We start from the raw sequence: 17,212 nt of genomic DNA on the forward strand, positions 1-17,212 counted from the left end.
TCCGGACTGCACGGCTTCCCCTGCAGCTGCACGGGTTGCTCCCCGTGCTTCTGCAGTTTCCCGGGCCGATCCCAGCGTCTCGGCCGAGCCTCCGGACCGCGGTCTGCGCCGTTCCCCGCCCGAGCGGGGACTCGGCGGAGAACGCACCGCGCGCCCTTCATCGGTGGCTCAGCAACCGCACCTGCGCTCCTGACGTGCCAGATCCACCGATGGGGCCGGAGTGCACGGCTTTCCCACGTCTGCACGGTTTGCTTCCCGTGCTTCTGCAGGATTCCCAGGTCGACCTGGGAATCTCCGGCACAGCCCTGAGGCGTCGGGGGAGCGGCGGGGACACGACGAAGCCCCCTGACCGTCGGCCAGGGGGCTTCGTCGTGGGTGGTGCGGTGCGGCGTCAGCTGGCCTTCTTGCCCAGGGTGCCGAGGTAGAGCTCGATGACCTTGGGGTCGTTGCCGAGCGAGCGACCCGTGCCGGAGTAGGCCGAGCGGCCCTGGTCGAGCACGTAGCCGCGGTCGCAGATCTGCAGGCAGCGCTTGGCGTTCTGCTCGACCATGATGACCGAGACGCCGGCCTTGTTGATGTTGCGCGTCTGTACGAAGACCTCGTCCTGCAGGACGGGGGAGAGGCCGGCCGAGGGCTCGTCGAGCAGCAGCACCTTCGGGTCCATCATGAGCGCCCGGCCCATGGCGACCATCTGGCGCTCGCCGCCGGACAGCGAGCCGGCTCGCTGCTTGCGTCGTTCGCCCAGCCGCGGGAACAGGTCCGTCACGAACCCGAACCTCTCGGCGAACCGCTTGGGTGCCTGGTAGCACCCCATCTCGAGGTTCTCCTCGATCGTCAGGCTCGGGAACACGTTGTTGGACTGCGGCACGAAGCCGATGCCCTTGGTGACCAGCTGGTCGGCTCGCTGGTTGGTGATCTCGGCACCGTCGAGGGTCACGGTGCCCTCGTGGATGGTCACCAGGCCGAACAGGGCCTTGAGCAGCGTCGACTTGCCGGCACCGTTCGGACCGATGATGCCGACGAGCTCACCCGGCTGGCAGTAGAGGTCGGCGCTGTTGAGGATGTTCACGCCCGGCAGGTAGCCCGCGATCAGACCGTCGGCGCGCAGGATCGCACCTTCGGCCCCGGCCGAGTGCTTGGCCTGCTCCTCCGCGAAGTTCGCGTCGCGGGCCGCCTCGCGGCTGGTGCCGTGGCCGGGCTCGTGGATCTCTGACATGTCAGGCCTCCTCGTCGAGCTCGGCCTCGGTGGCCGCCTCGAGCTCGCTCTCGTCCAGCTCGGTGATGTCGGTGTCGTGGTGCGCACCCAGGTAGGCGTCGATCACGGCCTGGTCGGACATGACCTGCTCGGGCGTGCCCTCGGCGACGATCTTGCCCTGCGCCATGACGATGACCCAGTCGGAGATGTCACGGACCATGTCCATGTCGTGCTCCACGAACAGGACCGTGCGGCCCTCGTCGCGCAGCGACTTCACGTGACCGAGCAGCGACTGCTTCAGCGCCGGGTTCACGCCGGCCATGGGCTCGTCGAGCATGATCAGCTCGGGGTCGACCATGAGGGAGCGCGCCATCTCGAGGAGCTTGCGCTGACCACCGGACAGCGACCCGGCGAAGTCCTCGCGCTTGGCGTCGAGCTTGAACCGGGCGAGCAGCTCGTCCGCGCGGGCGGTGATCTCGGCCTCCTGGGAGGACCACAGCGCGCGGAAGGGCGCGGACCAGAAGCTCTCACCCCGCTGGCCCGTGGCACCGAGGCGCATGTTCTCGATGACGGTGAGGCGCGAGAGCACCTTCGTCAGCTGGAACGTGCGCACCATGCCGCGGCGCGCGACCTTGTAGGCCGGCACCTTCTGCAGCGACGAGCCGTTGAAGGACCACTCGCCGGTGTCGGGGGCGTCGAAGCCGGTCAGCAGGTTGAACAGCGTCGTCTTGCCCGCACCGTTCGGGCCGATGAGGGCCGTGATGACGCCCCGCTGGATCTCGACGTGGTCGACGTCGACGGCCTTGAGGCCACCGAACTGCCGGGTGATCGAGGTGCCCTTGAGGATCGGGTCGGGCTTGGCGACGCCCGGCGTGTTCGCGACCCCCGCGAGGGAGTCGACCTGGTTGGTGGTGTCAGCGGGCATCGATCGCCAGCTCCTTCCGGTCGCCGAAGATTCCCTGGGGTCGGTAGATCATCAGGAGCATCAGTCCCAGGCCCACGAGGATGAGTCGCACCAGGCTGGCCTGGATGTCGCTCATCGCCCAGTCGGGGATGAGCGGGTTGTCGCCGGCCGTGGCCTGGCTGAAGAAGGAGCCGATGCCGGCCATGAGGAACCAGAAGATCATCGCGCCGATGACCGGTCCGAGCACGCGGGCCGCACCGCCGATCAGCAGGGCCGTGTAGGCGAAGAACGTCACGTTCGTGGAGTAGTCGCTGGGCACGACCGACGCCTGCTTGAGGGCCAGGAAGAGACCGGCGAGGCCACCGAAGACGCCACCGAGCATGAGGGCCTGCATCTTGTAGGCGAAGACGTTCTTGCCGAGCGAGCGCACGGCGTCCTCGTCCTCGCGGATGGAGCGCAGGACACGACCCCACGGGCTGCGCATCAGCAGCCACACGAGCAGGCAGGCCAGCGCCACGAGCGCCCAGCCGACGGTGAGCGACCAGAGGTCACCGCGTCGGAAGGAGACGATCCCGAGGTCGATGCCCCCGCCGTACGGGTTGAGGTCCTGGAAGGTCGACGCGAAGCCCGTCAGACCGTTCGACCCGCCGAAGACGTCCTTCGTCTCGACCGCGCCGAAGACCAGGCGGAGGATCTCCGCCGTGGCGATGGTGGCGATCGCGAGGTAGTCGGCCCGGAGCCGCAGCGTCGGGACGCCCAGCACGAGGGCGAGCAGCATCGAGGCGACGATGGCCACCACGATGCCGAGCCAGAAGGACTGGTCGAACGTGACGACCGTGACGGCCAGGCCGTAGGCGCCCACGGCCATGAACCCGGCCTGGCCGAAGTTCAGCAGGCCGGTGTAGCCGAAGTGGATGTTGAGGCCGATCGCAGCGAGCGCGAACACGATCGCCTGCGGCCCGAGGGCGGAGGAGAGTGCCGAGTTGAGGATGCTTCCGAAGTCCATGAGAGCCCTTTCAGCCGATCCGCTCGGCGCGGCCGAGGATGCCCTGCGGCCGGATCAGCAGGATGAGGATCAGCACGACGAGCGCGCCGACCTCCTTGATGGACGAGGGGACACCGGGCCACCACCCGATCTCGAGCGTGCCGACCTCGACCATGATCCCGATGATCATGGAGCCGACGAGCGCGCCCCAGATGGTGCCCAGGCCGCCGAGGGTGACCGCGGCGAAGACGAGCAGCAGCAGCTTGAAGCCCATGAGGAAGTTGACCTGGCTGTTGACGGCGAGCAGGCCGCCGGCCAGCCCGGTCAGTGCGGTGCCGAGCACCCAGACCGACCGGATGACGCCGTCGACCCGCAGGCCCGACGAGGCCGAGAGGGCCGGGTTGTCGGCGACCGCTCGCATGGACTTGCCGAGGCGGGTCTTCATGAGGACGACGCAGGTGACGGTCAGGACGACGACCGCGACGCCGATGATCGCGAGCTCCTTGTCCGCCAGCGAGAACGGTCCGTAGGTCTCACGGCTCTGGTTGACGTACTGCGACAGCGAGCGTCGCGAGCCGCCGAACGTGTACTGGAAGATGTTGCGCAGGAAGAGTCCGAAGCCGATGGAGACGATCATCATCGCGATGATCCCGACGCCCTTGCTGCGCAGCGGCTTCCAGAGGAACTTGTCCTGGAGCCAGCCGAAGGCCGCGGACGCGACCACCGCCGCGATGATCGCGAGGATCACGGGGAGGCCGAAGGCGCGGTTGGCGACGTAGGTCGCGATGGCGCCGAAGGTGATCAGCTCGCCGTGGGAGAAGTTCGTCAGCTTCGTGGTGCCGAAGATCAGCGACAGGCCGAGCGCCGCGAGCGCGATGATGAGGCCGAACTTGACGCCGTTGACCATGGCGGCGGCGAACCGCTCGCCGAGCGGCGGGCCGGTCTGCTCGACCACGCCGATCTGGAACTGCACGAAGTTGCCGCCGTCGAGGAGGGCGTTCACGGTGCGCTCGGGGCTCCCGGCGAACTCGATGCCGGCCGGGAGCGAGTCGACGTCGAGGGTGACGACGTAGGTGCCGCGCTCGGGGATCGGGATGAAGGCGCGGCCCTCAGGCCCCGTGACCGCCTCGCCGACCTCCGTGCCGTCCGACGTGGAGGCCGTCAGCGTGGCTCCGGCGATGGGCCCGGCGTCGGCGCCGCTGTTCTGCAGCGTCACGCCCACGTACGGGCCGTCCGGCGGGGTGGCGGCCGCGGTGGGCGCCGAGGGGCTCGTGCTGGGCGATGGCGCGTCGGTCGCCGAGGCGCCGCCGAGCGGCACCAGGACGACCAGGCACGCCAGGATCGCCGACACGAGGACCTTGGATGTCAGTCGCACGCAGGTCTCCTGGAGGTTCGGGCAGCGCAGGTGGCGCCTTCGTCCCGGGGACTATATCCCCGGGAGGGTGGCAGGAGGTCCCATCTGGAGACTCGCCAGGTAACAGTTCTGTGAAGTCGACTCAGGCGAGGGCGACGGCGAGCTGCGTGAGAGCGGGGGCCACCAGCAGGGCGGGCAGCAGGTCGGCCACCGGGAGCTGCTTCAGGTCGAGCAGCCGCAGCGCGACCCCGACGAGGATGAGGCCGCCGGTCGCGCCCACGGCGTCGAGGTGCGCGGCGGGCAGGAGTCCGCCGACGAGGACGCCGAGCCCGGTGAGCGATCCCTGCACCACCAGCACCGAGATCGCGGACGCGAGCACACCGACGCCGAACGCCGCCGCGAAGGCCAGGGCGGCGAAGCCGTCGAGGGTGGACTTGAGCAGCAGCTGCTCGGCGCCGCGGCCGAGTCCCTCGTTCAGCGAGCCCAGGATGGTGAGCGGCCCGACGCAGAACACGAGCGAGGCGATGACGAAGCCCTGCACGAAGCGTTCGCGGTCACCGTCGTCGGGGCCACGGTCGGTGGGGCCGCCGTCGGTGGTGGGGCCGGCGGGATCGCCCAGGGGGACCTGACGGGCGGCCGAGCCGCCGAGGCGGCGCTGCAGGAACCCGCCCAGGTCCTCGAGCCGGTCCTCGAGCCGGGCGAAGGAGCCGATGATCCCGCCCACGGCGAGCGAGCCGAGCACGATCAGCGTCGGCGCGCCGCGACCGGTCGAGGAGGTCAGGGCGTCGCTGTTCACGGCTGCGGCGGCGTCGGCGGCGATGAGCAGCGTGACCAGGCCGAGTGCCGACGTGACGGTCGTGCGGACGCGTTCGGGCAGGCGGTGCCCGACGAGGAGCCCGAGCCCACCGCCGACGAGCACGGTGAGCACGTTGGTGAGCGTGCCTGCCCCGATGAACATGTACGCTCTCCTTCTCGCCGTTGCCGGCGCGACCCACCCCGACGTCGCCCATCGTGGCACTGGCGCCGACCCGGTCCAGACACCACTCCCGCCGAGGACACCATGGCCACTCGTTCACCGATCGTGATGCGCGACGCGGTGCCCGAGGACGCAGCCGCGCTCGTCGAGCTGTGGGCGGAGTCGGCCAAGGCGAGCGACGACGAGGGTGCCGAGGCGTTCTCCTACCAGTCGCTGTTCCGTGAGCCGAGCGTCGCCGAGGCCGCGTCGGCCATCGAGCAGAACCTGGCGAAGCCGGGCAAGCGGATCATCGTGGCCCTCGTCGACGGCGAGATCGTCGGCGCGACGGTGTGCGACCTCAGCACGCTGACGCCGATCACGCTCACGCCGATCCTGCTCGTGACCGACATCCAGGTGTCGCCGCGCCACCGCCGACGCAACGTCGCCGCCACGCTGCTGTCGGCCGCCGCCACCTACGGCGAGGAGCACGCCTGCGAGATCGTCGTGGCGGCCATCCCGCTCATGGCGCGCGAGCCGCACCGCTACCTCACCAAGATCGGCTTCACCCAGGTCGCGGCGGTGCGGGCGATCCAGGCCAGCCGGCTCCGCTCGCGCCTCAGCTCCAAGGCCACGCACTCCAGGGACACCGGCAAGCTCATCGCCGTCCGCCGGACGCTGCGTCGGCGCCAGGACGAGCGGCGCGCCGACAAGGTCTGAGGGTCGAGCCGGGCCGGGCCGGGGTTGGTCTCGGTCTCTCTGGAGCGCTGCCGGTGGGCGTCGTCGCCGCTGCTGCGCTGCCTGAGGTTCGTCTCGACGTGCTGGTGCGCTGCCTGCGGTGGTCGTGGGCTTGCTGCTGCGACGCCTCGGCCTTCGCTGGGGGTGATCTCCGAAAGGCCTCGACCGGGGGGCTGGGTGGGCGCCGCTCCGGGATCGCGGCGTCCGGTCTGGTGCTGCGGGTGACGCACGATTCTTCCTTTGCGCGTGATCGGCGCAGGATTCTTCGTTGGTGCGTGCCATCGGTGGATCCTCCACCGCAGACGGCCTGCAGAGGTTGAGGATCCACCGATGTCGAGGGCGGAAGGGTCAGGGATTCTTCCTTCTCGTGGACCGGTCCACGGGAAGGGAGAATCCCTGCCAGCCCGCGCGGCCAGGCGGCCACGATGCTGCGTTCACGTGCGCAGGCCCGAACGATGCTGCGTTCACGACCGGATCCCGACACGAACGCAGAAGCGTTCGCCTCCCAGCGCGCGAACGCAGAATCCTGCGTCCCCCACACGCGAACGCAGAATCGTGCGTCCCCACGCGTGAACGCAGATTCCTGCGTCCGACCAGCACCCGCCACAGCCCGAGAACCCGGACCGCGTCCCGCGCCGGCCGCCCGGTCGAGGCCCTCTCGGAGACCGATCGGGGCGCGAGCCGCGGCAGCGCAGCAGCGAGCCGAAGCTCCGGCGGGCGACGCGGCGGCGAGCCGAGGCCCTCGCAGGCACCGCAGCAGCTCACCGAAGCCCCGCAGGTGCTGCACCGAGCAGCTGCCGCGATGACCGCGACCGGCGCCGCAGCAGGCCCGAGACGCGCGCACCAACGGTGGCCGCCATCGCCCGCCCCCGCACCCCGAGCCGTGTCGGTCCGAGCGTCTAGAGTCGAGCGCGTGGATCGACTGCTGCTGATCGACGGTCACTCCGTCGCCTACCGTGCCTTCTTCGCCCTCCCCGTGGAGAACTTCTCCACCACCACGGGCCAGCACACCAACGCGGTGTTCGGGTTCACCTCGATGCTCATCAACGTGCTGCGCGACGAGCAGCCCACGCACGTCGGCGTGGCGTTCGACGTCTCGCGCCGGACGTTCCGCACCGAGGAGTACGCCGAGTACAAGGGCAACCGCGCCAAGAGCCCCGACGAGTTCAAGGGCCAGGTCACCCTCATCAAGGACGTGGTCGCCGCCCTCGGGATCACGAGCTTCGAGAAGGACGGCTTCGAGGCCGACGACATCATCGGCACCCTCGCCACCCAGGCGCAGGCCGCCGGCATGGAGGTGCTGATCTGCACCGGCGACCGCGACGCCCTCCAGCTGGTCACCGACACCACCACGGTGCTGTACCCGCGCAAGGGTGTCTCCGACCTCGCCCGCATGACCCCGGCGGCCGTCGAGGAGAAGTACGGCGTCACGCCCGAGCACTACCCCGAGATCGCCGCCCTGGTGGGCGAGACGAGCGACAACCTCCCCGGCGTCCCCGGCGTGGGTCCCAAGACCGCCGCCAAGTGGATCAACCAGCACGGCTCCCTCGAGGCGCTCGTCGCCGACGTGGACGCGGTGCCCGGCAAGGCGGGGGAGTCGCTGCGCGAGCACCTCGACTCCGTCCTGCGCAACCGGCGCATCAACGCGCTCGTCCGCGACCTCGACCTCCCGGCCAAGCCGGCCGACCTGGCGTTCAGCACCGAGTGGAACCGCGACGCCATCCACCAGGTCTTCGACGCGCTCGAGTTCGCCGCGCTGCGCACGCGACTCTTCGAGTACCTCGGTGGCGGCGACGAGGCCACCACCGACGCGGCCTCGGTCGAGGTCGAGGTCGACCTGCCGGGCGAGGGCGGGCTCGCGGCCTGGATCGACGAGCACCTGGGCGAGGAGGCGGTCGGCGTCGAGGTGGCGGGAGTCCTGCGACCCGTCGGCCCCCGCGTCGACACCGTCACGATCGCCACGCCCGGCGGCCGCGCCGTCTCGTTGTCCCCGGAGTCCCTCGGACCCGACGACGACGCCGCCCTCCAGGGCTGGCTGGCCGACCCGGCCCGGCCCAAGGTCATGCACGACGCGAAGGGGCAGCTGCACGCGCTCGCCGCGCAGGGCTGGACGATGCAGGGCCTCGTCGCCGACACGGCGCTCGCGGCCTACCTGGTGCGTCCGGACCAGCGCTCCTACGACCTCGCCGACCTCGCCCTGCGCTCGCTCAAGCGCGACATCGCGGTGAGCGACGACTCCGGGCAGCTCGCGTTCGACGACGACACGGCCGGCGCCGAGGGTGCCGCGCAGCGGGCACGCGCCACCCTCGACCTCTGGACCGTGCTGCGCGAGGAGCTGGAGCAGCAGGAGTCCCTCGGCCTGCTCGACGACCTGGAGCTGCCGCTCGTCGACGTGCTCGCGCGGGCCGAGACCGCCGGCATCGCGGTCGACACCGACCACCTCGACGCGCTGCACGCCGAGTTCACCGAGCGCATGGTGGCCGCGGCCGACGAGGCCTACGCAGCGATCGGCCGTGAGGTGAACCTCGGCTCGCCGAAGCAGCTGCAGGAGGTGCTCTTCGACCAGCTCGACATGCCCAAGACCAAGCGCACCAAGACCGGCTACACCACCGACGCCGAGGCGCTGCAGCAGCTGTTCGTCAAGACCGAGCACCCGTTCCTCGAGCACCTGCTCGCGCACCGCGACGTCACCCGGCTGCGGCAGACCGTCGAGGGTCTGCAGAAGACCGTGCAGCCGGACGGGCGCATCCACACGACCTACTTCCAGACCATCGCGGCCACGGGCCGGCTCAGCTCGGCCGACCCGAACCTGCAGAACATCCCGATCCGCACCGAGTCGGGCCGACGCATCCGCGAGGCCTTCACCGTCGGCGAGGGCTACGAGACGCTCCTGACCGCCGACTACAGCCAGATCGAGATGCGGATCATGGCCGACCTGTCCGAGGACGCCGACCTCATCGAGGCGTTCCGGTCGGGCCACGACTTCCACACCGTCATGGCGGCCAAGGTCTTCGAGCGCGAGCCCACCGACATCGACGGTGGGCTGCGGGCCCGCATCAAGGCCATGAACTACGGCCTGGCCTACGGGCTCTCGGCCTACGGGCTGAGCCAGCAGCTGCAGATCTCCACTGGTGAGGCGCAGGGCCTCATGGACGACTACTTCGAGACCTTCGGCGGGGTGCGCGACTACCTGCACGGCGTCGTCGAGGAGGCCCGCCAGACCGGCTTCACCGCGACGATCCTCGGCCGACGCCGCTACCTGCCCGACCTGGTGAGCGACAACCGCCAACGGCGGGAGATGGCCGAGCGCATGGCCCTCAATGCTCCCATCCAGGGGTCCGCGGCCGACATCATCAAGGTCGCCATGCTCGGCGTCGACGCCGCCCTGCGCGAGCAGGGCCTGCGGTCGCGGCTGCTGCTGCAGGTCCACGACGAGCTCGTGCTCGAGGTCGCCGCCGGGGAGCGCGACACGCTCGAGGCGCTGGTCCGTGAGCAGATGGCCGCGGCGGCCGACCTGTCCGTCCCGCTCGACGTGTCGGTCGGCACCGGACGCACGTGGCACGAGGCCGCGCACTGAACCCTGCGTGGCCCCTCGCGGGGTGGAGGACCGTCAGTGGTCCTGGGTGGTCGTCCGCCCCGGGACGAACCAGACGATGACCGCCAGGACGGCCGAGACCGAGGCCACGGTGGTCACCAGCCCGGTCAGGTGCACGTCGAGCCCGTAGGCTACGCCCACCACCACGGCGGCGCCGGCCCACACGAGCACGACCACTCCGTGCGCGTGGCGGGCGAGAGCGTCGAAGACCAGCAGGTGCACGACGGCCAGGCAGGACCCGGCGAGGGCGAAGAGCCACAGGCGGCCGGCGATCTCCTCGTACTGCTCGCCGCCGACGAGCACGAGCGCGAGTCGTGGCAGCAGTGCCGTCGCGGCGACGGCCACGGCTCCGAGGCCCGCCACGGCCAGCACCGCCTGGGTCCGGGCCCGGCGGGTCTCGTCGCGCGCGAGGTCGGGGAACAGGACCACGCTGACGAACTGCGGGGCGAACAGGGCGGCCTTCGAGAGGATGAGCCCGGCCGCGTAGAGCCCGGCCTCGCCGGCCTCGAACCGGTTGCGGGCCACCAGGGCGTCCAGGCTGCTCAGCACGAAGTAGGCGAGCAGCGCGTGCGAGCCGAGGACGGCCTCGCGCACGAGCGGGCGGCGGCTGATCCCGCGCGGGTGCAGCACGTGGCCGCGCAGGAGCGGGGCGCCCACCAGGACGGGCACCCACGCACCGAGGGCGATGCCCACCATCGCCGACGTCGCCGAGGGCTCCACGAGGAGGGCCGCCGTCCCGAGGACGAGGCGGCCGAGCCCGTTCGCGAGGTAGATCGCCGTGAGCGACCCCCACCGCTCCGAGCCCTGCGCGACCCCGGCCTGCGCGCCCATCACGGTGAGGGGCACGAGGGTCAGCCCGGCGAGGACGATCGGCCACGGCGAGTCGAGGCGCAGCAACGGCACCAGCACCACCGAAAGCAGCGCCACGACGGCGCCCACCGCGAGCGCTGCGGCGGCCGTCACCCGCACCACGACGCCGACGACGTCGGCGCGATCGTCGGGGGCCACGGCGATGCGGCGCGCCGTGACGGCCTGGATGCCGAGCGACACCACGTTGCCCATGAGCAGGATGCCGAGGAGGGCCACCAGGGCGCCGAGCTCGGCAGGCACCAGGTTGCGGGCGGCCGCGACGGTGAACCCGTAGATCGCGACGTTCATCCCCATCATGCCGAGCGCCACCGTCGATCCGCTCGAGAGGCGGTGGCTGGTGCTCGTCACCGGGCAACCCTAGCGACGGCCTGGTTCCCGCGCCTCGCCGAATCGTCCGGCGGGGGGAGGTTGCTCACCTAGTCTGTCCTCGACAAGGGAGGCACATGGCCGCGTGGCGCCGCACGATCGTCCTGCAGTGGAGCCTGCTGCTGGCGGTGCTCGTGGGGCTGCCCTGGTTCCGGCCGGGCTTCGTGCTGTCCTACGACATGGTCTGGGTCCCGCGTCTGGACCTGGGGCGTCCGGACCTGTGGGGGCTCGGTTCGGCCCTGCCGCGCGCCGTGCCCTCCGACGCCGTGGTGGCCGTGCTCGGGGCGGTGGTGGACCCTCAGCTCGTCCAGAGACTGGTCCTGCTCGGTGCCCTGTTTCTCGCCGGGGTGGGCGGCGCCCGACTGGTCGCCACGGCGGGCCTCGCCGGGCGCACGGCCGCGGCGACGATCGCGATCTGGAACCCGTACGTGCTGGAGCGGCTGGCCATCGGCCAGTGGCCCATGCTGCTCGGCTACGCGGCGATCCTGTGGCTCGTGGCCGAGCTGCGCCGCGACGACCCACGGCTGCGCACGGTCGTCCTGGCGCTGGCCGGGACCGCGCTCACGCCCGCAGGCGGGCTCATGGGTCTCGCGGTCGCCGTCCTCGCCGGTGCGCGGTTCGGTCTGGTGCGGATCACCGTGCTGGCGGCGCTGCTCAACGCACCGTGGCTGGTCTCGTCGTTCCTGCGCGGATCGGTGCGGGCGGACCCCGGCGGCGTCGAGGCCTTCGCGCTGCGCTCGGAAGGACTGCTCGGCCACGTCGGCACGGCGTTCTCCCTCGGGGGCATCTGGAACGCCGACGTCGTGCCCGAGGGCCGGGGATCGACCCTCGTGGTGGTCCTGACGGTGACGGTGTGGGCCCTGGCCCTGCTCGGGCTGGGTGTGCTGGCCCGGACCGCTCGTCCCGACCTCGTCGCCGTGCTCCTGGTGGCGGTGGCCGGTCTCGCCGTCGCGTTCACCGGGTGGCTCGCGCCGACGGCCCTGGCGGACCTGGTGGCTGCGTTCGGGCCGGCGGCGGTGCTCCGCGACGGGGCCCGCTACCTCGCACTCGTGGCCCCCGCGCTGGTGGTCGGCTTCGGCCTCGGCGCCGACCGGCTCGTGGCCCTGTCCCGGTCGCGCGGGCTCGCGGCGGCACCGGCCGTCGCAGGCCTGCTGCTGCCGCTGGCCGTCGTCCCCGCGCTGGCCGACGGGTTCGGGGGCCGCCTGGAGCCCGTGCAGTACCCCAGGTCGTGGGAGACCGCACGGCTGGTCGTCGAGCGGTCGACGGTGCAGGGCGACCTCGCGGTGCTGCCCTTCACCGCCTACCGTGCGCCCTCGTGGAACGCGGGCCGCCCGGTGCTCGACCCGGCGGGTCGCTTCTTCGACCGGCCGACGGTGACCGACGACCGGCTCGTCGTGTCCGGCCGCACGGTCGCGGGGGAGGACCCGCGGGCCGCCGCCGTGCGACGCGCCCTGGCGTCCGACGACGTGCCCCGCGCGCTGGCGCGGCTCGGCATCGGGCTCGTCGTGCTCGTCACCACGGCTCCCGACGCCGATCGTGCCGCCCGGTCGGTGCGGGGCCTGGAGCTCCTGGGTGGCACCGACCTGCGGGTGTACGCGGTCGAGGGTGCGAAGGAGGTCGGGGTCGACGACACGGACCGGGCCGTGATGACCGCGGTCTGGGTGGTGTGGGCCGTGGTGGTGGGCGCAGCCCTCGCGGGCAGCGCCACCGGCGCGGCCCGTCGCCTGGGGGGCCTCCTGACGTCGAGCCGCGGCTCAGAGGGGCAGCCGGCGGAACAGCGGCCGCGGCACGTGCCGGAGCCCTGACATGACGCCTCGGAGCGGCTTGGGCACCCACACCTGCTCCCGACCGTCCCGGACCGCGTCGACGATCGCCGCAGCCACGGCCTCCGGCGTCGTGGCCAGGGGAGCCGGCTCGAGTCCGTGCGTCATCGTCGAGTGCACGAATCCCGGACGCACCACGACGACCCGCCCGCCGTGCTCGCGCACGGCCTCCCCGAGGCCCGTGTAGAACGTGTCCATCCCGGCCTTGCTCGAGCCGTAGACGAAGTTCGAGCGGCGTGCCCGCTCACCGGCGACGCTGGACAGCGCCACCACCACACCGTGTCCCTGACGCCGGATCCGTGCCCCGAGCGCCACCCCGACCGTCACGGCGGCGACGTAGTTCACGGTCGCGATCTCGTGCGCGAGACCGACGTCCGTCCAGGCGCGCTCCTGGTCACCGAGCACCCCGAAGGCCACCAGGGCGACGTCGACGTCGCCGGGGACCGCGTCGACCACGGCAGCGTGGCTCGAGGTGTCGGCCGCCTCGAAGTCGACCGGGGTCATCACGCACCCGCGGGCGCGGAGCCGCTCGACCGCGTCGTCGCGCCGCTCACCTGGTCGGGCGGCGAGCGTCACCTCGAGACCGGGCGAGGTACGCGCCCACGCCTCGGCCGTGGCCATCGCGATGTCGGACGTGCCTCCGAGCAGCAGGACGGAGGTGGGGATGCCGAGGGCGTTGATCACGAGGGCCTCACAGGTCGAGTCGGCGGGACAGGTCCGAGCGCAGGACGCGTCGGGGGTCGACGGTGTCACGCACGGCGCGGAACTCGTCGAGCCGGGGGTACATCCGAGACAGCGTGGCCGCCGAGGTGCGCGAGTCCTTCGCCAGGTACAGGCGTCCTCCGGCGTCGACGACGATCCCGTCGAGCCGGTCCAGGAGGGGCTGGAGACCTCGTCGGACGGGCAGGTCCACCGCGACCGTCCATCCCGGGGTCGGGAACGACAGCGGGGCCGGGTCGGCAGCGCCGAACCGCTTCAGGACGTTGAGGAAGGAGGCGTGACCGGACGCCGCGAGCGTCGTGACCATGTCCCGCAGCGCCGACTCGGCGCCGAACGGCACGACGAACTGGTACTGGGCGAAGCCTCGGGGCCCGTAGACCCGGTTCCAGTCGGCGACCACGTCGAGCGGGTGGAAGAACTGGGTCACGTCCTGCAGCTCGTCGACCCGGTGCCGCGGCGCCTTGCGGAACCAGAGCTCGTTGAAGACGCGGACCGTCACCGGGTTCACCAGGCTCGTGGGGGGCACGAGCGGGAAACGGCCCAGCTGGGGAGCGGCCAGCTCGAGACGGCCCGCGGATCGGGCGGCGTCGAGGTCCTCTCGCCGTGCGGCGCGGCCACGGGTGATGACGGAACGGCCCGTCGCCGACCCCCGGGCAGCGGCGTCGAACCACGCGACGGAGTACGGGTACGCGGCGTCGCGCTCGGCCAGTGAGGCCAGCAGGGTCCGGAGGTCGTCGGTGCGCTCGGTGTCGACCACGAACCATGACGTCTCGGCGCGGTGCAGGGCGATCGTGGCCTGCGTGACGATGCCGGTGAGACCCATGCCGCCGACCGTCGCCCAGAACAGCCGGGGATCGGCGTCGTCGGGACGCACGGTCAGCACGTCGCCGGAGGGCAGCACCAGCTCGAGCTCGGTGACGTGCCTGCCGAAGCTGCCGTCGCGGTGGTGGTTCTTCCCGTGGACGTCCGCGGCGATGGCGCCACCCACGGTGACCTGTCGGGTCCCGGGGACGACCGGGAGCCACAGACCGAGCGGCAGGAGCAGTCTCATGAGGCGGTCGAGACTGCACCCGGCCTCCACCGTCACGGTCGCCGCGGCGACGTCGACGTCCAGGACGCGGTCCATGCCGGTGAGGTCGAGGACCGTGCCGCCGGCGTTCTGCGCCGGGTCGCCGTAGCTGCGTCCGAGCCCACGGGCGATCGCGCCGCGTGGACCGCCGGCCCCGAGGGCGGACCGGACGTCGGCGACCGACCGGCACGTCTCGACGGTCGAGACCGTCGGCATGGTCCGGCCCCAGCCGGTCAGGCTGCGCGGCGTCACGAGACGTAGACCCCGACGGCGAAGAGCACGATCCAGGCCGCGGCCAGGACGAGCAGCACGGGATCGCGCATCACCGCGTCCTCGGGCTCCCCGGCGAGGCCACGGTCGATGTCCACCGCGTAGCGCAGCATGCCCAGCACGAAGGGCGCGATGGAGAGGGCCTGCCAGTTCACCGTGGCGTCGGAGGGGATCTCGAAGGCCCACAACGAGTACGCCGTGACGGCGACGGCCGCGGCCGTGCTCCACACGAAGCGCAGGTAGGACTCCGAGTAGAGCGCGAGCGACGGCCGGGTGCCCCCCTCGGCGCCGACACCGAGCAGCTCGGAGTACCGCTTGCCCGCGACCATGAAGAGCGATCCGAACGAGGCGACGAGGAGGAACCACTGCGACAGGGGCACGTCGGCGGCGACGCCCCCTGCGATCGCCCGCAGCAGGAACCCCGAGGAGACGACGGCGAGGTCGAGGACCGGCTGGTCCTTGAGCCAGTAGGCGTACGCCACCTGGACGACGAGGTAGACGAGAAGGACCGCGGCCAGCATGGGTCGCACGGCGACGGCGAGTCCCACTCCTGCCACGGCGAGCACGGCCGCGAAGACGACGGCCGTCGACCTCGACAGCTCCCCGGACGCCACAGGACGGTGACGCTTGCGGGGGTGACGACGGTCGTCCTCGACGTCCACCACGTCGTTGAGCAGGTACACGGCCGCGGCGCACGCCGTGAAGGCCACCAGGGCCGTCGAGACCGATCGGAGCACGGTTCCGTCGGTCAGCACCCCGGCAGCGAGGGGTGCCGCGAGCACGAGGAGGTTCTTGGTCCACTGGCGCGGACGGGTCGCGCGCAGGAGGGGCGCTCGCCGGCGCGTGGAGGTCGTCATGGCACCGCCCAGGGTAGGCGCAGCGAGGTTCGCGCCCTGACCCCGACCGGCTGGTAACATGGTGACGTCTTGAGGGAGGACATCACTGTGGGAACTTCAGCCATCGGCGGCATCGTCGCCTTCTTCGTCGGGTGCGGTCTGGCAGCGGCCACCGCTGTCGGCGTCGTCCAGTCTCAGCAGAGTGCCGGCACCGAGCCGGTGGAGACGTCGAACGTCAACTACGGCAACAACTGACGAACTTGCGACGGGACGGCGTTCGCCGCTCGTCCGACAGGGTCCGGTCCGTGAGGATCGGGCCCTCTTCGTCGTGGTGGGTGCTCAGCCGTCCAGCACGTCGGCGAAGCGCTGTTGCGCCCCCGGCCAGGTGAAGGTCGCCGACTTCGCCCGCGCACCCTCGCCGAGGAAGGTCCGCCACTGGACGTCGCCCACGACCTCGCACGTCGCCGCGACCAGCTCGTCGTGGTCGTCGACGAGAAGTCCGGAGTCCTTGTGGTCGATCGACTCGGTCGTCCCGCCGGCCGACCGGTAGGCGATGGTGGGGGTGCCGTGGGCCCCGGCCTCTCCGACGACCAGGCCCCAGCCCTCCTTGAGCGAGGGGAGCAGCATCACCCAGGCCTCGGCGAGGAGCTCGTGCTTGCGGACGTCGTCGACGTGGCCGTGGAACGTGACGGCGTCGGTGAGCCCACGTCGTGCGACGTAGTCGTGCAGCTCCTCGGACCACCATCCGTCGCCGACGACGTCGAGCGTTGCGCCGGGATGACTCGTCCGCACGGCCTCGAGGGCGTCGACGGCGTGCTCGACCTGCTTGTGCGGGACCAGCCGTCCGAGGACGCAGAGCCGGGCGAGCTCGCTGCGGCCGGCACGAACCTGTGGCGGCGCGGCGGTGCCGTTGTGGACGACCGTGATCCGGTCGTCGTCGACACCCAGCTCGACGAGCTCACGTCGGCTGGCCTCGGACACCGTGACGTACCGGCTGCGCCGGTACAGCCGCGGCGAGAGCCGGCTCTCGATCCACCAGCCCAGGCGGCCGACGACCCCCGGGTACACGACGGGCCACTGCTCGCGGTGCACGTGGTGCACGAGCACCACGACCGGTCGGCGGGTGGCCAGGCGGGTGAAGAACGGCAGGCCGTTCTGCACGTCGACCACGAGGTCGACCCGACCGTAGCGACGCAGGAGCAGGCGCAGCACCGTGACGAGGTAGATGTCGAGCTTGGTGCCCCGACGGACGTAGCGCACACCGTCGACGACCTCGTCGTCCGCCGCCGCGGGGTGCTTGGCGCAGGCGATGGTGACGTGGTGCCCGCGCGCGACGAGGCCACGGGCCATCTGCTCGACATAGAGCTCCGACCCGCCGCCCTCGGGGTTGCGGGTGTCTCGCCAGTTGCAGATCAGGATGTGCACGTCATGCCCGGCCGGGGCCGGTCCTCCCTCGACGCCGACCGAGGTCGGCGCTTCGACGACGCCGAACGGCGCCCCGCGTCCCTCACGCGGTCTCCCGAGTGTACTCGGCC

General features: G+C 71.7%; 14 protein-coding genes. 4 read left to right on the forward strand and 10 right to left on the reverse strand.

From position 1 onward, the window contains the following. Window positions 1–391: 391 nt before the first annotated feature. From NBW76_RS09240 to NBW76_RS09260, 5 genes are all read right to left on the reverse strand, one after another. Entirely contained in the window at window positions 392–1,216 is an 825-nt protein-coding gene (locus NBW76_RS09240) for an ABC transporter ATP-binding protein (RefSeq protein ID WP_055965867.1), read from the reverse strand. A gap of 1 nt (window position 1,217) precedes the next feature. Further along, the gene (locus tag NBW76_RS09245) at window positions 1,218–2,120 is read right to left on the reverse strand and encodes an ABC transporter ATP-binding protein (RefSeq protein WP_055965869.1); all 903 of its coding nucleotides are present in this window, start codon (window positions 2,118–2,120) and stop codon (window positions 1,218–1,220) included. Further along, the gene (locus tag NBW76_RS09250) at window positions 2,110–3,105 is read right to left on the reverse strand and encodes a branched-chain amino acid ABC transporter permease (RefSeq protein WP_055965870.1); all 996 of its coding nucleotides are present in this window, start codon (window positions 3,103–3,105) and stop codon (window positions 2,110–2,112) included. The genes NBW76_RS09245 and NBW76_RS09250 overlap by 11 nt, the downstream gene beginning before the upstream one ends. Window positions 3,106–3,115: 10 nt before the next feature. After that, entirely contained in the window at window positions 3,116–4,459 is a 1,344-nt protein-coding gene (locus NBW76_RS09255) for a branched-chain amino acid ABC transporter permease (protein ID WP_055965872.1), read from the reverse strand. Window positions 4,460–4,580: 121 nt separating this feature from the next. Continuing rightward, the gene (locus NBW76_RS09260; protein ID WP_056555689.1) at window positions 4,581–5,396 is read right to left on the reverse strand and encodes a DUF554 domain-containing protein; all 816 of its coding nucleotides are present in this window, start codon (window positions 5,394–5,396) and stop codon (window positions 4,581–4,583) included. 102 nt (window positions 5,397–5,498) lie between these two features. Between NBW76_RS09260 and NBW76_RS09265 the strand changes: the two genes are divergently transcribed. After that, a complete protein-coding gene (locus NBW76_RS09265; protein WP_082481990.1) occupies window positions 5,499–6,110 on the forward strand; it encodes a GNAT family N-acetyltransferase in 612 nt (203 codons plus the stop codon). Window positions 6,111–7,041: 931 nt separating this feature from the next. Further along, a complete protein-coding gene (gene polA, locus NBW76_RS09270; protein ID WP_056555692.1) occupies window positions 7,042–9,705 on the forward strand; it encodes a DNA polymerase I in 2,664 nt (887 codons plus the stop codon). A 33-nt stretch (window positions 9,706–9,738) separates the two neighbouring features. On the opposite strand, the gene NBW76_RS09275 is transcribed toward polA, so the two are convergent. Next, window positions 9,739–10,941: a hypothetical protein gene (locus NBW76_RS09275; protein WP_055965879.1), complete on the reverse strand. Its 1,203-nt coding sequence runs from the start codon at window positions 10,939–10,941 to the stop codon at window positions 9,739–9,741. A 95-nt stretch (window positions 10,942–11,036) separates the two neighbouring features. Between NBW76_RS09275 and NBW76_RS09280 the strand changes: the two genes are divergently transcribed. Continuing rightward, window positions 11,037–12,764, forward strand: coding sequence for a hypothetical protein (locus NBW76_RS09280; protein WP_056555697.1), 1,728 nt, complete (start codon window positions 11,037–11,039; stop codon window positions 12,762–12,764). Here the strand turns inward: NBW76_RS09280 and NBW76_RS09285 are convergent. Genes NBW76_RS09285 through NBW76_RS09295 form a run of 3 tightly spaced genes read right to left on the reverse strand, consistent with a single transcriptional unit; the run spans window position 12,714 to window position 15,698 of the window. Continuing rightward, window positions 12,714–13,466 carry a decaprenylphospho-beta-D-erythro-pentofuranosid-2-ulose 2-reductase gene (locus NBW76_RS09285; protein ID WP_056555700.1) on the reverse strand — a complete coding sequence of 251 codons (753 nt, stop codon included), beginning with the start codon at window positions 13,464–13,466 and terminating at the stop codon, window positions 12,714–12,716. The genes NBW76_RS09280 and NBW76_RS09285 overlap by 51 nt on opposite strands. A 7-nt stretch (window positions 13,467–13,473) precedes the next feature. Continuing rightward, a complete protein-coding gene (locus NBW76_RS09290; RefSeq protein WP_235493023.1) occupies window positions 13,474–14,823 on the reverse strand; it encodes an FAD-binding oxidoreductase in 1,350 nt (449 codons plus the stop codon). Then, window positions 14,820–15,698 (reverse strand): decaprenyl-phosphate phosphoribosyltransferase, encoded by an 879-nt coding sequence (locus NBW76_RS09295; protein ID WP_055965885.1) that lies wholly within the window; start codon window positions 15,696–15,698, stop codon window positions 14,820–14,822. Before NBW76_RS09295 ends, NBW76_RS09290 begins: the two co-directional genes overlap by 4 nt. Before the next feature lie 87 nt (window positions 15,699–15,785). On the opposite strand from NBW76_RS09295, the gene NBW76_RS09300 reads away from it, so the two are divergent. Beyond that, window positions 15,786–15,932: a hypothetical protein gene (locus tag NBW76_RS09300; RefSeq protein ID WP_156364839.1), complete on the forward strand. Its 147-nt coding sequence runs from the start codon at window positions 15,786–15,788 to the stop codon at window positions 15,930–15,932. Between the two features lie 84 nt (window positions 15,933–16,016). Here NBW76_RS09300 and NBW76_RS09305 read toward each other — a convergent pair whose 3' ends face one another. Further along, window positions 16,017–17,102 carry a glycosyltransferase family 4 protein gene (locus NBW76_RS09305; protein WP_055965886.1) on the reverse strand — a complete coding sequence of 362 codons (1,086 nt, stop codon included), beginning with the start codon at window positions 17,100–17,102 and terminating at the stop codon, window positions 16,017–16,019. Between the last annotated feature and the right edge of the window lie 110 nt (window positions 17,103–17,212).

This window comes from Aeromicrobium sp. Leaf245, assembly GCF_942548115.1.
Classification (GTDB): Bacteria; Actinomycetota; Actinomycetes; order Propionibacteriales; family Nocardioidaceae; genus Aeromicrobium.